The sequence below is a fragment of the Streptomyces barkulensis genome (genome assembly GCF_002843305.1).
Classification (GTDB): Bacteria; Actinomycetota; Actinomycetes; order Streptomycetales; family Streptomycetaceae; genus Streptomyces; species Streptomyces barkulensis.
In genome coordinates, this window is record NZ_PGSG01000119.1 from 210,329 (window position 1) to 223,293 (window position 12,965).

Annotated in this window: 16 protein-coding genes and 1 tRNA gene; 10 read left to right on the forward strand and 7 right to left on the reverse strand. The window is 73.0% G+C overall.

All coding sequences use genetic code 11. The features are described 5' to 3' along the window. The first annotated feature begins 332 nt into the window (after window positions 1-332). Entirely contained in the window at window positions 333-815 is a 483-nt protein-coding gene (locus CUT83_RS28895; RefSeq protein ID WP_338104295.1) for an RcpC/CpaB family pilus assembly protein, read from the forward strand. Window positions 816-971: 156 nt separating this feature from the next. Continuing rightward, window positions 972-1,562 carry a large conductance mechanosensitive channel protein MscL gene (gene mscL, locus CUT83_RS28900; RefSeq protein WP_240958461.1) on the forward strand — a complete coding sequence of 197 codons (591 nt, stop codon included), beginning with the start codon at window positions 972-974 and terminating at the stop codon, window positions 1,560-1,562. Between the two features lie 46 nt (window positions 1,563-1,608). Here mscL and CUT83_RS28905 read toward each other — a convergent pair whose 3' ends face one another. Further along, complete coding sequence (locus CUT83_RS28905) at window positions 1,609-1,806, reverse strand: hypothetical protein (RefSeq protein ID WP_101258749.1); 198 nt, start codon at window positions 1,804-1,806, stop codon at window positions 1,609-1,611. Window positions 1,807-1,859: 53 nt separating this feature from the next. Here CUT83_RS28905 and CUT83_RS28910 point away from each other — a divergent pair, with 53 nt between their 5' ends. Continuing rightward, a complete protein-coding gene (locus CUT83_RS28910) occupies window positions 1,860-2,912 on the forward strand; it encodes a P1 family peptidase (RefSeq protein WP_101258750.1) in 1,053 nt (350 codons plus the stop codon). Between the two features lie 255 nt (window positions 2,913-3,167). On the opposite strand, the gene CUT83_RS28915 is transcribed toward CUT83_RS28910, so the two are convergent. Then, window positions 3,168-4,184, reverse strand: a complete 1,017-nt coding sequence (locus CUT83_RS28915) for a sigma-70 family RNA polymerase sigma factor (RefSeq protein WP_101258751.1) — start codon at window positions 4,182-4,184, stop codon at window positions 3,168-3,170. Between the two features lie 182 nt (window positions 4,185-4,366). Here CUT83_RS28915 and CUT83_RS28920 point away from each other — a divergent pair, with 182 nt between their 5' ends. Further along, window positions 4,367-4,888: a GNAT family N-acetyltransferase gene (locus tag CUT83_RS28920; protein ID WP_101258752.1), complete on the forward strand. Its 522-nt coding sequence runs from the start codon at window positions 4,367-4,369 to the stop codon at window positions 4,886-4,888. A 416-nt stretch (window positions 4,889-5,304) separates the two neighbouring features. Continuing rightward, a complete protein-coding gene (locus tag CUT83_RS28925; RefSeq protein WP_101258753.1) occupies window positions 5,305-7,152 on the forward strand; it encodes a glycoside hydrolase family 3 protein in 1,848 nt (615 codons plus the stop codon). Between the two features lie 50 nt (window positions 7,153-7,202). On the opposite strand, the gene CUT83_RS28930 is transcribed toward CUT83_RS28925, so the two are convergent. Together CUT83_RS28930 and CUT83_RS28935 are read right to left on the reverse strand one after the other, a co-directional pair. Continuing rightward, window positions 7,203-7,943 carry a hypothetical protein gene (locus CUT83_RS28930; protein WP_101258754.1) on the reverse strand — a complete coding sequence of 247 codons (741 nt, stop codon included), beginning with the start codon at window positions 7,941-7,943 and terminating at the stop codon, window positions 7,203-7,205. 84 nt (window positions 7,944-8,027) lie between these two features. Then, the gene (locus tag CUT83_RS28935; RefSeq protein WP_101258755.1) at window positions 8,028-8,378 is read right to left on the reverse strand and encodes a hypothetical protein; all 351 of its coding nucleotides are present in this window, start codon (window positions 8,376-8,378) and stop codon (window positions 8,028-8,030) included. A 151-nt stretch (window positions 8,379-8,529) separates the two neighbouring features. Between CUT83_RS28935 and CUT83_RS28940 the strand changes: the two genes are divergently transcribed. After that, window positions 8,530-9,141, forward strand: a complete 612-nt coding sequence (locus CUT83_RS28940) for a DUF2752 domain-containing protein (protein WP_101258756.1) — start codon at window positions 8,530-8,532, stop codon at window positions 9,139-9,141. Between the two features lie 78 nt (window positions 9,142-9,219). Next, window positions 9,220-9,292: transfer RNA gene (locus tag CUT83_RS28945), tRNA-Arg, on the forward strand. Between the two features lie 79 nt (window positions 9,293-9,371). On the opposite strand, the gene CUT83_RS28950 is transcribed toward CUT83_RS28945, so the two are convergent. The 3 genes from CUT83_RS28950 to CUT83_RS28960 form a co-directional block, all read right to left on the reverse strand. After that, window positions 9,372-9,551, reverse strand: coding sequence for a hypothetical protein (locus tag CUT83_RS28950; protein ID WP_101258757.1), 180 nt, complete (start codon window positions 9,549-9,551; stop codon window positions 9,372-9,374). Window positions 9,552-9,563: 12 nt separating this feature from the next. Next, complete coding sequence (locus CUT83_RS28955) at window positions 9,564-9,755, reverse strand: mobile element transfer protein (protein WP_101258758.1); 192 nt, start codon at window positions 9,753-9,755, stop codon at window positions 9,564-9,566. A 386-nt stretch (window positions 9,756-10,141) separates the two neighbouring features. Then, window positions 10,142-10,519: a DUF6193 family natural product biosynthesis protein gene (locus CUT83_RS28960; protein WP_240958460.1), complete on the reverse strand. Its 378-nt coding sequence runs from the start codon at window positions 10,517-10,519 to the stop codon at window positions 10,142-10,144. 165 nt (window positions 10,520-10,684) lie between these two features. Between CUT83_RS28960 and CUT83_RS31285 the strand changes: the two genes are divergently transcribed. From CUT83_RS31285 to CUT83_RS28970, 3 genes are all read left to right on the forward strand, one after another. After that, window positions 10,685-10,846, forward strand: a complete 162-nt coding sequence (locus tag CUT83_RS31285; protein ID WP_240958459.1) for a hypothetical protein — start codon at window positions 10,685-10,687, stop codon at window positions 10,844-10,846. A 278-nt stretch (window positions 10,847-11,124) separates the two neighbouring features. After that, entirely contained in the window at window positions 11,125-12,021 is an 897-nt protein-coding gene (locus tag CUT83_RS28965; protein WP_240958458.1) for a DUF4365 domain-containing protein, read from the forward strand. 429 nt (window positions 12,022-12,450) lie between these two features. Beyond that, complete coding sequence (locus tag CUT83_RS28970; protein ID WP_101258759.1) at window positions 12,451-12,822, forward strand: hypothetical protein; 372 nt, start codon at window positions 12,451-12,453, stop codon at window positions 12,820-12,822. Window positions 12,823-12,965: the final 143 nt, after the last annotated feature.

Consider the following 12,965-nt stretch of genomic DNA (forward strand, 5'->3'; position numbering starts at 1 on the left):
TCGTGCGGCTCACGTCCCTCGTGCGGGTGAGCGAGTTGTCCACAACCTGTGAGTAGCCCACAGGGCCCGGCGGACTGCCGTGGAACCGGACATCGTTGGGGTGTTTCCACCACAAGGCGGTGACCGCGATGTCCTCTTCCTTTTCCTTCCAGTCCGCTCCTCCCCCGTCCTCGTCCTCGTCCTCGCCCCCGTCCCCCTCCTGCTCCACACCCCACTCCCTGCCTCCTTCTTCAAGCCCTCCGGCCGCCGGCCCGGTGCCGGAGTTCGAACCGGTGCGCGCGGGGCGTGGCCCCCTCGGCCCTCTCCGGGCGGCGGGCCGGTGGTTCCGGGCGGTGGCTCTGCTGCTGGCCGTCGCCTCCGCGGGCGCCGTCCTCTGGGGGACTCCCGGGGGCGGGGACGGAGACAGGGACGGGGATCGTGCGCTCCCGGCGGCCCGGCCCGCGGCCGGAGAAGCTCCGGAAGCCCCGCCCCCGCCCGCTTCCCCCGACGAGGAGGGAGGCGGCGCGACGGTGGACGCCCCGGTGCGGATCCCGGACGCGGAGACGGTGCGGCTGCTGCGTCCCGGGGACAGGGTGGACGTGCTGGCCGCGCCCGCCGACCCCCCGGCAGGCGGTCCCGCCGACGGCCCGGCGGACAGCGCACGGACCATCGCCCGGAACGTGCGGGTGGCGGCCGTGCCCGAGGCGGCCTCCGGCCCGGAGGCCGGCCCCGGCGGCCGGGAGGGGGCGCTGGTGGTGCTCTCGGTGCCCCGGCCGACGGCCGCCCGGCTCGCCGGCGCGGCGGCGCACTCCGTTCTGGCGGTGACGCTGTGCTGACCGACGCCCGCCAGGGCCCTGACCGCGCCCCGGACCATGGCCCGGACCGTGGCCCTGACCGCGCCCCGGGCTGGACAGTGCGCGCGGTGTTCGTGCAGCGTGTGCTGCGTTCACCCGGCGGAGGCCGGAGCGCGTGTGCGGAGGAGAGGCAGTCTCTTGAGCGAGAAGCAGGGCGTCCTGGCCGGGTTCAGGGCATTCCTGATGCGGGGCAACGTGGTCGATCTGGCCGTTGCCGTCGTCATCGGAGCGGCCTTCACCAAGATCGTGAACTCGGTGGTGGAGGGCGTCATCAACCCGGTGGTGGGCTCCATCGGGCCCAAGGACCTCGACCGCTACCAGTCCTGTCTCCAGGGCCCGTGCGAGTTCGACGAGGCGACCGGCGCGGCCCTCAGCGGCATCGCCATCAAGTGGGGCTCGGTGCTGAGCGCCGCACTGACCTTCCTGATCACCGCCGCGGTCGTCTACTTCCTGATGATCGTGCCGATGAACAGGTTCAAGAAGCGGCTGGACGCCCTGAGCGCCAAGGAGGCGGTCGAGGAGGCCGCGACTCCGGTCCAGAAGACCGAGGTGGAGCTGCTCACCGAGATCCGCGACGCGCTGCTGGCCCAGCGCGAGGGCAACGGCACCACGGACGCCGCCGCCCTGCTGGCGGCGCAGCGCAGCGCCTCCGAGGGCGGTTCCGGGCCGGGCTCCGAGGGGCCGTCCGGTGCGTCCGGCACATCCGGGGGTACCTCGAAGAAGTCCTGACGCGGGCGTCCCCCGCAGTGCCCCGCGAACGGTCTCGCCGGTGGCCTCACAGGTGGTGCGGGGGCTTCTCGTCCAGGAAGCGGGCCAGATCGCCCGCACCGCCGTCGCCGCCCGTCTCCGGGCGCTCTCCCCAGCCGCGGTCGGTGTCGTCGGCCGAGGGCCGGCTCAGCGGATCGGAGAAGTCCAGCGCGGAGGCCGGGTCGCGGGGCGTCGCGCCGGGACCGGGTGTGGCGGGGGTGCTCATCCCCCCAGAGTACGGCGGCCCCGATCCGCCGCGGGGAGGAGGATCATGGCCTTATGAGCGCCTCGAGGGTCAACGACGCACTGACCGATGTCCAGGGCCTGCGGGTCGGCCACGCCCAGCGGATCGGCGACGGCTGGCTGACGGGCACGACCGTGGTCCTCGCCCCGGAGGGCGGGGCGACCGCCGCCGTGGACGTGCGGGGCGGCGGGCCCGGCACCCGGGAGACCGACGCCCTGGACCCGCGCAATCTGGTGGAGCGCATCGACGCCGTGGTCCTGACCGGGGGCAGCGCCTTCGGGCTGGACGCCGCCTGCGGGGTGACCGCCTGGCTGGAGGAGCGGGGCAGGGGCTTCCCCGTCGGCCCGGAGCCGGATCAGGTGGTGCCCGTGGTCCCGGCCGCCTGCCTCTTCGACCTGGGCCGCGGCGGCTCCTGGCGGGCCCGCCCCGACGCCGCGCTCGGCCGGGAGGCGGCCGAGGCGGCCGCCCGTACGAGCGTCGGCGAGCCGGTTCCCCAGGGCAGCGTCGGGGCCGGCGCGGGGGCCGTTGCGGGCGGTCTCAAGGGCGGGGTGGGCACCGCGAGCACGGTTCTGCCCTCGGGCACCACCGTGGGCGCGCTGGCCGTGGTCAACGCGGTGGGCTCGGCTCTGGACCCGGCCACGGGCGTGCTCTACGGCGAGCTGTACGGCGGGCGCCCGGCCTTCCCCTCGGAGGCCGAGCACGCCGAGGCGCTGCGGTCCCTGGCCGCCGCCCAGCAGGAGTCGGAGCGCCGTTCGGCCGCCTCGGTGCGCCCGCCGCTCAACACCACGCTGGCCGTGGTGGCCACCGACGCCGAGCTCACCCCCGCCCAGGCGCAGAAGCTGGCGGGCACCTCCCACGACGGGCTGGCCCGTGCGGTCCGCCCGGTGCATCTGCTCACCGACGGGGACACCGTCTTCGCCCTGTCCACCGGCGCACGCCGCCCGGAGGCGGAGGAGATCAACGACGTGCTGGCGGCCGGCGCCGACACCCTGACGCGTGCGGTGGTCAAAGCGGTGCGGGCCGCGGAGGGCGTGGACGGTCCGGGCGGAGTGTTCCCGGCGTACCACGACCTCTACGGCCGCCCCTGAGCCGGTTATGGCCCCGGCTTCCGGCCCCGGCTCCCAGCCCCGGCTCCCGGCTGCGGTCCCGATCTCCGGCACCGGTCTCCGGCACCGCCTCGCCGCCCCCGCACGCCCGAAACACCGGGCGTCACGGGCTCCGGACACAGCGGGACCCCGGCGCTGGGGGGGGGAGTGCGCCGGGGTCCCTGTCCAGTGGGCGTGCTCGGTCGTCTTCGGTCGTGTCCCGTCACGGCGCGGTGTGCCACGCCGCGCCGGACGCCGTCACGCCGCCGCGTCGAAGCCCGTGTCATGGGCCATCTTCTTCAGTTCGAGCAGGGCGTGCTTCTCGATCTGGCGAATGCGTTCCCTCGTCAGGCCGTGCTGCTTGCCGACCTCGGTCAGCGTGCGCTCGCGCCCGTCCTCGATGCCGTAGCGCGCCCGGATGATGGAGGCGGTCCGGTCGTCGAGCCGGCCGATCATGTCCTCCAGCTCCTCGCGCCGCAGCATCACGAGCACGGAGTCCTCGGGAGAGGTGGCGGAGGTGTCCTCCAGCAGGTCGCCGAACTGCGTCTCGCCCTCGTCGTCCACGGACATGTTCAGGCTGACCGGGTCGCGCGCCCAGTCCAGCACGTCCGTGACGCGCTCGGGGTTGGAGCCCAGCTCCTCGGCGATCTCGGCGGGCTCGGGGTCGCGGCCGTGCTCGCGGTTGAACTCCCGCTGCACACGCCGGATCCGTCCCAGCTCCTCGACCAGGTGGACGGGGAGGCGGATGGTGCGCGACTGGTCGGCGATCGACCGCGTGATGGCCTGGCGGATCCACCATGTCGCGTACGTGGAGAACTTGAAGCCCTTGCGGTAGTCGAACTTCTCCACCGCCCGCACCAGGCCCGCGTTCCCCTCCTGGATCAGGTCCAGCAGCGGCAGGCCGCTGCGGGGGTAGCGCCGCGCGACGGCGACGACCAGACGCAGGTTGGAGCGGATGAAGACATCCTTGGCGCGCTCGCCCTCGGCGGCCACGGCCTCCAGCTCCTCGCGGGTCGCGGTCGCGGCCGGCGAGTCACCCGAGACGGGCTCGGCCTGGCCGTCGAGGACCTGCCGGGCGTATACGCCCGCCTCGATGGCGAGTGAGAGCTCGACCTCCTTCGCCGCGTCCAGCAGCGGGGTGCGGGCGATCTCGTCGAGGTACATGCCGACCAGGTCCCGGTCCGCTACATCCCCTGCAGACGAGGTACGTACAGGTCGTGCCTCGTCAGCGCCGTTGGGGTCGGCCTGACGACGGGCGACGGCACGGGTTGCCATGCGTACTCCCTTGCGAGTCGTGGTCTACAACTGGTCGGTGGCGGTCCAGCCACCCGGCGTCTCCTGGTTCGGGTGCCCGTTCCGATGGAATCAACGACTTCAATCCGGACAGAATTCCCACGGCGCGCATCGTTTTTCCGGATCTTGCGGTATTCTGCGCCGCCACACAGAGGGGGCCTTCCATGACGGAACGCGGGGAAGTCCAGGTCAGAGCAGGCGAGGAAGGCGACCTTCCGGGGCTGACGGACATCTACAACCACTACGTCCGCGAGACCCCCGTCACATTCGACACCGAGCCCCTCACCCCCGAGACCAGACGTCCCTGGCTGCTCTCCCACCCCAAGGACGGTCCGCACCGCCTTCTGGTTGCCCTGGACGCGGAATCCGGCCGCGTCCAGGGCTACGCCACCAGCAGCCCCTTCCGCCCCAAGTCCGCCTACTCCACCTCGGTCGAGGTCAGCGTCTACCTCGCTCCCGACGCGCGCGGGCGGGGCGTGGGCACCCTGCTGTACGAGCACCTCTTCGAAGCCCTCGGCGGCGAGGACGTCCACCGCGCCTACGCGGGCATCGCCCAGCCCAACGAGGCCTCCGTACGTCTCCACGCCCGCTTCGGCTTCCGCCACATCGGCACGTACGGCGAGGTCGGCCGGAAGTTCGGCCGGTACTGGGACGTGGCCTGGTACGAGAGGCCGCTGAACTCCTGAGGCCCCCGGTGTCCGGGGCACGGCCGGTGTCCGGGGCACGGCGCCACCCACCCACGGCACCCGCCGGACGCCTCCTCCCGTCACCCTCCGGGACCACCGTGCCGCGCGCCCGCCGCGCGTCGCCGCGCCCGGTACCGGCCGCCACCGCACAATCCCGGTGGACCCGCCCGAACCGCCTCCCCGTCCCGTCTCCCGAAGCCGCCCTCCCGGCCCGGCCCGCCCCCTCCCTCCGCGCCTCATGTCCGCGTCCCGCCAATGGCCCGACCACTGACAGTCCCGCACCCCTCTGGCCGCAAGCCCGACTCGCTGGAACGATGTGGCCGCCACGGCTCCGGCGCCCACCCCCACATGCCGTCCCCTCCGCACGCGTACCACCGGCCCCACCCGCTCCGTCCGCCCATGTGAGGAGAGACCCGATGCAGCAGCCCGCGACTCCCAGCCGCAGACAAGCCCTCGCCACCGGCCTGTTCGGTGTCACCGCGGCGCTGACCGCCTCCGCCGCCCTCCCCTCCCCGGCGAACGCCGGCACCGGACAGGCCGCCGGGCAGGCCGCCGCCTCCGGCGGCGACCGCGTACGCGCCAGGGCCAGGGCCCTGGCCCGCCGCATGTCCCTGGAGGACAAGGTCGGGCAGCTCTTCGTCGTCGAGGTCTACGGGCAGGCCGCCGACACCGCGTCCGCGGGCAACCGCACCCTGTACGGCGTGGACACCCCCGCCGAGGTCATCGCCAAGTACCGGCCGGGCGGGGTCATCTACTTCGACGCCCGCCGCGGCCCCGACAACGTCCGCGACCCGCTCCAGACCGCGCGTCTGTCCAACGGCCTCCAGCGCGCCGCGCGCAGCGCCGGCGCCCGCGTGCCGCTGCTGGTCTCCATCGACCAGGAGGGCGGCAGCGTCGTCTACCGCCTCACCGACCCCGCCACCCTCCTGCCCGGGAACATGGCGCTGGCGGCGGGCCGCTCCACCTCCGACGCCCGGCGCTCGGCCGAGATCATCGGTCTGGAGCTGGCGGCGATGGGCGTCAACCAGAACTACGCCCCCGTCGCCGACGTCAACGTCAACCCCGAGAACCCGGTCATCGGCGTCCGCTCCTTCGGCTCCGACCCCGCCCTGTGCGCCTCCCTGGTCGGCGCCTCCGTGAGCGGCTACCACCGCGGCCGGGTCGCCTCCGCCGCCAAGCACTTCCCCGGGCACGGCGACACCGACACCGACAGCCACACCGGCCTCCCGCGGATCGACCACACCCGCGAGGAGCTGGAGGACATCGACCTGCCGCCCTTCCGCGCCGCCATCGCGCGCGGCGTCGACACGATCATGACGGCCCACATCGTCGTCCCGGCCCTGGACCCGTCGGGCGTTCCGGCCACCATGTCGCAGCCGATCATCACCGGGCTACTGCGCGAGGAGATGGGCTTCGAGGGCCTGATCGTCACCGACGCCCTGGACATGCAGGGCGCCTCGGGCCAGTTCCCGCCGGACGTGGCGCCGGTCCGGGCCCTCATGGCCGGCTGTGACCAGCTCGTCCTGGCGCCGAAGCTGGACACCGCCTACGACGCCGTCCTGGAGGCCGTACGCGGCGGACGGATCCCCGTCTCCCGTCTGGACGCCTCGGTGGAGCGGATCCTGGCGCACAAGCTCCGCCGGGACCTCTTCCGGCACCCGTACGTGGACGAGCAGCACGCGGTGCGCACCGTCGGCGCCGAGCGCCACAGGGCCGACGCCCAGGCCATCACCGACCGCACCGTCACCCTGGTCAGGAACGAGGGACCCCTCCTGCCCCTCTCCTCCGGCGCCCGCTCCGTCCTGGTCACCGGCTGGGGGGTGGGCACCACCCGGGCCCTCGCCGACGCCGTCGCCGAGCGGCCCGGCCAGAGCGCCGCCGTGCTGGAGACGGGCGCGATCCCCTCCGCGGACCGCATCACCGAGGCGGCCGGCGCGGCGGCGGGCCACGGCCTGGTGATCGTCTCCGTCAACGCGGCCGCGGCGGGCTCGGAGAAGGGCGCCGCCCAGGCGAGGCTGGTACAGGCACTGATGGACACCGGCACACCCGTCGTCGCCGTCGCCGTCCGCAACCCGTACGACATCCGCCGCTTCCCCGGCGTCCCCGCCTACCTGGCCACCTACTCCTACGGCGCCCCCTCCCTCCAAGCCGCCGTCCGCACCGCCTACGGCGACCTCTCCCCCGCCGGCCGGCTCCCGGTCGCCGTCCCGGACGCCGGCTCCACCGGCACCCTCTACCCCTTCGGACACGGCCTGTCGTACTGACGCCGGCGGGCGGAGGGCCGGCGGTCACCGTCCCTCCGCCCGCGTGGCCGTCAGTGCCCGTGCGGCCCGTCGTCGTGCCCGTCGCCGCCGTGCCCGTCCTGCCCGTCCTGCCCGTCCTGCCCGCCGTCCGCGGGCCGCTCGGCCGGCTGAGTCGACGCGGTACCCGCGTCCGGCTCCGGAGCGCCGTCGCCGTCCTCCCCGTGGCCTTCGCCTCCACCGCCGTCACCATGGCCGTGCGGTGCCGACGGCTCCTCCGCCGTGCCGTGACTGTGGCTGACCGCGCTCTCCACGGCGGGGACCGTCACACCCGTCACGGCCGAAGCGGCGACACCGGCCAGCACCACCGCCCGCAGTGAGGAGGTGAAGCCGCGTGCGGCCCGGCGCCGCACGTACCGGGCCGCCACCAGGCAGACCACCACCTCGAAGGCCACAGCGGTGACGCCCGCCCGGCCGATGTGCTCCGGCACGCCCGCGCCGGGCCCCACCGGCACTCCCACCGTCCGGCTGACCGCCCAGGTGACGATGACGGCGACGTTGACGAGCAGACCGATCACCATGCCGGACGGGCGGCCCGTCCGGAGCGCGATCACCGACCAGCCTGCCTGGAAGGCCCCGGTGGCATAGAAGAACAGCCCGGAGATCCACCACCGGTCGTAGTGGTCCGCGGCCGCCGCGACATGGATCGCGGCGGCCCCCATCGACGCGAAGGCCGCGAGGACTCGGTCCGCTCCCACACCTCCCGGCGCGGTGCGCGCCTCGTTCCCTCCCTTGGTCCTGCGTCTGGTTCCCATTCTGGTTCTCTCCGTTCCGTCGGATCCGCGAATGTCACCCGGCGCGTACGCCGCCCGGTGCGGACGGCGTACGCGGCGCACCTTCTAGATCCGCAGCACGGAGAGAGCGACCGGAGACGGTCCCGGAGGCGACCGCGACGACACGGCCCCGCCGCACGGCCCGGTTCCGTCGCCCGGCGGGGCCTGTGCGACGACACGGCCGCCCGCGATCAAAGGCGGCTGGTGGGAGCCGCCTCCGGTGACGACCTCGCAGGACGCTCCGTCGTGCCCGCCGTGTTCGTCCGTACCGGAGCCGGAGAACGAACCGGCCACGGCCGCGAGCGCGTGGTCGGGGTGGTCCGGCAGATGCGTGGCCGCCCCGGCGAACCCGTGCGCCAGCGCGAAGACGGGGACGGCCGCCATCACCAGCCAGCGCACCACCGTCCTCGCGCGCATCCGAAACCGCTCCCTCCGCGCTCCTGTCACCGGCCGGTCAAACTACAGCAGTCGGCCTTAGCCGCCCAGGGCCGTGACGACGCCGCGACCTGTAGGGTCTCCACCGAAAACCGGCGGCCGGCGACGGTCGGCGACCTCGCGGAGGAGGAACATGGCAAACACACAGAAGCGGTGGTGGCCGCCCCTCCGCCCGGTCCTGGAGAGCAGGGACCGGCACCCCTGGGCGGGCCCGACGGCGCTGGCCGGGCTCGTGGCCGGCGCGGCCGTGGCGGTCTTCGGACTGCCCCCGGTGGACCTGCACAGCCCTCTGCACTACGCCGGTGTGATGGGCCCGACATGCGGTGGAACCCGTGCGGTGCACGCGGCCGCGCTCGGGCACTTCGGCGAGTCGTGGCGGTACAACCCGCTCGGCCTTCCCGTGCTCGTGGGCGCGTTCGCCGCGGTGGCCCGCGAGGCGGTCGGCCGGAGGAGCGGCCGCTGGCTGAACGTCCGTGTGACACACCGCCGTACCGCCGTCGTCTGTGCCCTGGTCCTGCTCGCCGCACTGGCGGCCAACCAGCAGGCGCACGCCGAACTGCTGCGCACCGGCCCGGAGACCGGAGTACCGACCGGGCTGCTGCTCTACGCGGTCGTCGTGCCGCTCACCGCGGTCGCGGTAGCCGTACGCCTGTACCGCTCACGGCACCCGGGCCACCACCGGCCGCCCGCGCCCCGCCCCCTCCCCGCCTCGGACACCGAACGGCTGCGCTCGCCCGAGCCCTGATCCGGTATCCTGTCGGTCAGGCGTCCCGAAGGGCGCCGCAGTGCGCCATGCGGTCCGACAGGGCCTCATGTGAGCTCCGCCTTCGTAGCTCAGGGGATAGAGCACCGCTCTCCTAAAGCGGGTGTCGCAGGTTCGAATCCTGCCGGGGGCACGGGTCGAAGGGCCGGTTGCAGACGTATGGTCCTGTGCAACCGGCCCTTCCGCGTGTTCGCATCCGTGCCACGCGCTTGTCACCCTGGGGCCGCGTGCCCGCGGACCATCGCCCCGAGCCCGGTCGGCGATGACACGGTCGCGGTCATCGGCCATGTGCCGGTGGACCAGAGCGGCCCCCACAGGCTGATGCCGAGGAACTTGATCGCGGCCCAGGCGATGACGCCCAGGACGGCCACCAGGGGCAGGGAGACGGTCACGGGAACCTCCGGTCAGCGGACGGGGCAGCGGTGGGTACGGGCGGCCGGATCGGCGGCCGAGCGGCTGTCGTAGTCGGCACAGAAGCCGCAGCGCGGCGCGGTGCGGGCGGCGGTGTGCTTCTCGCGGCCCCGGCCGTCGTAGGCGGTGCCGACCTGGACGGGGCCGATGCGGACGACGCGGCGGAAGCGGCGGTGCGCGGGCATGATGCGGTCCTTCTCGTCATGCGGGTCGGGCGGTGGTGACGTCGGCCAGGACGGGTGGGAGCCGTATCCGGATGGTGGGTGGGGCAGTGGACGCGGTACCGGGGTGAAGTGGGCCGGCGAACACGTGTGATCTCGGTCCTCATTGGTGAGGCTCTGGTCCTCACGGGTGCTGCGGTAGCCAGTCGCTCATGGCTGGGCTGGGGCTGGGACCAGGTACTCGCTCTGTCCTGTCCGATGCTCGTGAACATCGGTTTGGCCCCGCTCATGGAGCGCCGGAAGGGGGCGGAGGGGAAACCGGATAACCGACCACCTCCCTCTCGGATCGACTCGACGCGTGTACGAGTTCGGATCCCTCGGCAGGAGAGCTCGGCTTCGGGTCGTCGTGGTCAGACACCCTCGTCTCTGACGACGAGGTCGTGCCGGTTGCCGACAAACGCACGGTCACAGTCCTGCGGCAGGTGGTCAACCACGATCGCGACGGCCACCCCAGCTGTGTCGGCTTCGCCGACCGACTCGCCCCTGGACGGTCCTTCCACCAGAAAGCCCCCGCCCTTTCGCGGAGCGATGTAGAGGACATCCCACGTGAAGGGGGGCTCGATGCAGCGGCTGAAGTGCAGCTCCCACATCCCGGCCCAAGGGAAGAGCTGCCGGAGCCGAGGCTCGGCGTAGGCCGCTCGCACCAGCTCGCTGTCCACGTACTCCGAGTCGAGCAACGCCTCCCACCTGGTCTCGATCGGGTCTGCGGGCGCATTACTTCCGGTCATGGCAGGAGCTTGCCGAAGTGTCTCCGCGGGTAAAGACCGCAGTGGGTTCTGCTGCTGAGACGAGCGAGGCCGCAGCAGTCGCCCGGTCGAACCTCTGGCCCGAGAGAAGCCGCCCCCGAGGCCCTCCAGCGCGAGGTCATCGAAGAGACCGGCGTCTACAAGAGCGTGATCGAGGTCGACGCCGCAGGGCTGCGTACCCTGACCGGTCACTTGTTCACGCTTGCCCGGGAAGGCACCCCGGACGGGACCCGCCTGTACCTGGACGAGCGCAGCGGCCTCGAAGGCGGCTTCACGCGGTTGGCCCTGGAGCGATGCGACCAGGAGTGACGCGCGCCGGATGCGTCCGGGACAGGCCGGAAGGCATGGGTGACAGCGGTTGCTCCGGCGTATCGAGCGGCGGGGTTCATGGGACCTCCTGCGCAGGTCAGAGCCGCGGTGCAGGCCGAACGTGCGGTGATTCCCAAGCTCATGGCGCCGGTCCGGCGTTGTCATCCGGTCTTCCACCGAGGTTGAGGGCCGAGGCGGTCCCGGTCGTTGTCCGTGTCCAAGTGTCAGAGGGGGGTGGCATGGTGGGCGGACGTTATCGCGTGGTGAGGGAGAGGGCGTTGACGACGATTCCCAAGGGACGGCGGATGGAACAGGCGGCCGTGAACACCTTGCGTGCTCTCCTCCAGAGTCATGACCACGTGGTGGAAGAGATCTCGGGGCAGAACGACTACGGCGAGGATCTGTTCGTCACCTTCGCCGACGCCGGCCGCGTGACCAACGACGTCATCAAGGTTCAGGTCAAGGGCGGTGCTTCATGGCGGCGGTCCTATGGATACGCCGTACCGGTGCGGCAGCACGGCGATACCTGGGCGAATGGGAACGTGCCCGTTTTCTGCGTTGTCTTCGACCCGGACACGGAGCAGCTGTACTGGGCGAACTCCACCGAACAGCTCCGTCGCGGGGGCCGCGAAGGCCATCGGCAGCGCACCGTCAGGGTGCCTGCCGCGGCAGTGCTTGACGACACGACCCTGGCATCCTTCGTAGACACGGCCCGCGCGTACGTGGGCGGGTACCGGGGGCGGAACGCCGTCCTGGCCCACCTCGGTGAGATGGCAGGGGTGACCTTCGGCCCTTCCGACCATGTCCTTCACTGGATCAACGAGTTCGAAGAACAGTTGATCTTCTGGCAGCGCCCCGGACAGTCGTACGCGACCCTTCTTCACAGTGACCTCGACTGGAACCCGGTCCCGATCACCCCTGGCGGACTGCTCATCCCGGGCGGCTCGTCTCTGGGGCTCGAGTTCGGCGGCGACTTCCCCGAGGACCTCCGGCACGGCATACCCTTCCCGATGGTCAGCGGGGTCATCTTGAACGTGCCCGAGGCCCTGTGGCTTTCCTCCTGCTTCTCCGCCACGGAGTGGGCACGACGAGGCGCGGAGGCGGAGTCGGGGTCCCCGCCCGGCCCGGGCACGGGCGCGTCGGGCGCGACCGCCTGCCAGGAACCCCGGTCATGAGACCTGCCTTCCGGGGCCGCGTCCGCGGGGCACGCGCATGTTGGGTGGGCCGGGTACGGCTCACTCGTGAACCGGTAGGGCGATGCAGACTGTTCACAGGCCTCTGACCTGCGGAGGAAGGCGAAACGGGCGGGGGTCTCCGGATCCGTGTGCACCTGCGGTGTACACCGCCTCAGTTGTTCGTTCCGGCGTCGCCGGCACGGAACCGCACCACCTGCGATCCGCCCGACCACCCGCGCCCATCATTGTCGTCACCGCCTTCGCCCGGGCCCCGGGCTGCGAGTGAACCCATCGCTCGGGCAGTCGGCCGGAGCGGCAGGTGTACGCAAAGGCGCCCCTGTTCGGCGGCGAACCGCACGGCCGCGCCGCCAGGTTCCGGGCGGTGTTCGGGGGGCTCGGTTTCCGGATCGTCCTGGGGAGGGAGAGGTGATGGGTGCGGACGCGGACGGCGGGGAGGACGACACGTCTCTGGAGCGGGGCGAGGGGCTGACGGGATTGGTCCTCGCGGTGCTCGCCGGAGTGCTGGCCACCGTGTGGTGGGGGTTCGCCGGGTTGGGCACCGAGAACTTCGGGAGCGACTGCGCCTTCCACTTCGGTGGGAGCGGTCCGCGCGCCGAGCACTGCCACGAGGTGAACGACCGGGCGGAGGCGTGGCTTCCGCTGCTGGTGCTCGGCGCCTGGGGCTGCGCGGCGGCGGGGGTCGTCCCCCGGCTGCGGTACGCGGCCTCCGTGTGCGCCGTGACGTGTCTGGCCCTGGCGGTGGCGCTCGGGGTCCACGCCATGGCCGTCTCCTCGCCGTAAGGGCACGGGCGGGGCGGCGCCGCGCTTTGGGCACGCGGTCAGGGGCGCGGCTCGCCGTACCAGCGCCAGGTGGCCGGGCGGGGGCGGCCGGGCAGGTCGGTGCGGCCGGTGCACCACAGCGGAGGCGGAGGGGGCCAGGCGCC

What these genes read in the sequence shown, in the direction of transcription:
- CUT83_RS28905 (WP_101258749.1), bottom strand. Translation starts at nt 1,806, where the DNA reads ATGAGCACCCCCGCCACACCCGGTCCCGGCGCGACGCCCCGCGACCCG.
- CUT83_RS28910 (WP_101258750.1), top strand. Translation starts at nt 1,860, where the DNA reads ATGAGCGCCTCGAGGGTCAACGACGCACTGACCGATGTCCAGGGCCTG.
- CUT83_RS28920 (WP_101258752.1), top strand. Translation starts at nt 4,367, where the DNA reads ATGACGGAACGCGGGGAAGTCCAGGTCAGAGCAGGCGAGGAAGGCGAC.
- CUT83_RS28940 (WP_101258756.1), top strand. Translation starts at nt 8,530, where the DNA reads ATGGCAAACACACAGAAGCGGTGGTGGCCGCCCCTCCGCCCGGTCCTG.
- CUT83_RS28935 (WP_101258755.1), bottom strand. Translation starts at nt 8,378, where the DNA reads ATGCGCGCGAGGACGGTGGTGCGCTGGCTGGTGATGGCGGCCGTCCCC.
- CUT83_RS28970 (WP_101258759.1), top strand. Translation starts at nt 12,451, where the DNA reads ATGGGTGCGGACGCGGACGGCGGGGAGGACGACACGTCTCTGGAGCGG.
- CUT83_RS28960 (WP_240958460.1), bottom strand. Translation starts at nt 10,519, where the DNA reads ATGACCGGAAGTAATGCGCCCGCAGACCCGATCGAGACCAGGTGGGAG.
- CUT83_RS28925 (WP_101258753.1), top strand. Translation starts at nt 5,305, where the DNA reads ATGCAGCAGCCCGCGACTCCCAGCCGCAGACAAGCCCTCGCCACCGGC.
- CUT83_RS28915 (WP_101258751.1), bottom strand. Translation starts at nt 4,184, where the DNA reads ATGGCAACCCGTGCCGTCGCCCGTCGTCAGGCCGACCCCAACGGCGCT.
- CUT83_RS28930 (WP_101258754.1), bottom strand. Translation starts at nt 7,943, where the DNA reads ATGGGAACCAGACGCAGGACCAAGGGAGGGAACGAGGCGCGCACCGCG.
- CUT83_RS28955 (WP_101258758.1), bottom strand. Translation starts at nt 9,755, where the DNA reads ATGCCCGCGCACCGCCGCTTCCGCCGCGTCGTCCGCATCGGCCCCGTC.